Genomic DNA, 1,080 nt, shown 5'->3' with positions numbered 1-1,080 from the left:
CCCCCGGGAAACGGGGGAGGTGGCGGGCGAAGCCCGACGGAGGGGGCGTCTCTGGCTACCCCTTCGTCCGGTCCCAGCTGTCGTACTCATAGGCGATGCAGCGATCGACCAGCGTCCGCCATACCGGCTCGGCGATGGCTTCCGACAAACCTGACTCACGGGCGGCGGCTTTCACCTTCTCGACCACGTCCTCGATCCGCGCGCGGTCGAACACCTTGGAGCGGTCGGGCTTGATGCGGGCGGCGGCGCTCATATAGCCCTGACGCTCGGTCAGCAGGGCCACCAGCGCCCGGTCCAGGGCGTCCACGCCCTGGCGGACATCGACCATGGTCTGGCAGTCGCCGGGAACCAGTCGTTCGCCGACCTCGATAATCGTCTTGACCATTTAGCTTTAGATGCCCGCGCCGTTGTCCATGGTGAGGAGGGCCGCTTCGTGGGCCGCCGCCTCGGCCTGCAGCCACGAAACGAACGCCTTCACTTGCGGCAGACGCCCCTTGGCCTTGGGATGGACGACGTAATAGGCGAAGTCGACGGCCGTGGGAATCTCGAACGGAATGACCAGACGGCCGGCGTCGAGATCGGCCTGGGCCAGGGTCTGTTTGGCCAGGGCGACGCCGCGTCCGTTGGCGGCGGCCTCGATCACCATGCTCGACTGGTTGAAGCGCGGACCCCGGGCGCCGTCCACCGATCGGATGCCCCGCGCCGCCAGCCACATGGCCCAGTCCGGGCAGCTGTCGTCGGCGTCCGGCGAGCCGTCGTGCAGCAGGATGTGGCGCGACAGATCTTCGGGCGATTCCAGAGGGTTGGCGGCCAGAAGCTCAGGTGACGCGACAGGGATCACGGTCTCGCTGAGCAGGCGGATGACCTCCAGGCCGGGATAGCGTCCCGAGCCGTAGCGGATGGCCAGGTCGACCTCGCCGGCGGCGAAATCCACGACTTCCATGCCGGCCGACAGCCAGACGTCGACCTGGGGCTGGGCCTGCTCGAACTTGCCCAGGCGCGGCACCAGCCACTTGGCGGCGAACGAGGGGGCGGCGGTCAGGGTCAGGCGGCGGCCGTCGACGGCGGCGGTCAGCAGGC

General features: G+C 69.0%; 2 protein-coding genes. Both read right to left on the bottom strand.

The annotated features are described in order from the left end of the window. Positions 1 to 55: 55 nt before the first annotated feature. Entirely contained in the window at positions 56 to 385 is a 330-nt protein-coding gene (locus AC1DZ6_RS25695; RefSeq protein ID WP_477099912.1) for a chorismate mutase, read from the bottom strand. A 6-nt stretch (positions 386 to 391) separates the two neighbouring features. Continuing rightward, on the bottom strand, positions 392 to 1,080 hold a 689-nt coding region (locus AC1DZ6_RS25690), incomplete at its 5' end, for a LysR substrate-binding domain-containing protein (protein WP_477099911.1).

The sequence above is a fragment of the Caulobacter sp. P1_B12_2 genome (assembly GCF_056406675.1).
Note: the sequence above shows the minus strand (reverse complement) of the source record. Positions and strands in the feature narration are given on the sequence as shown.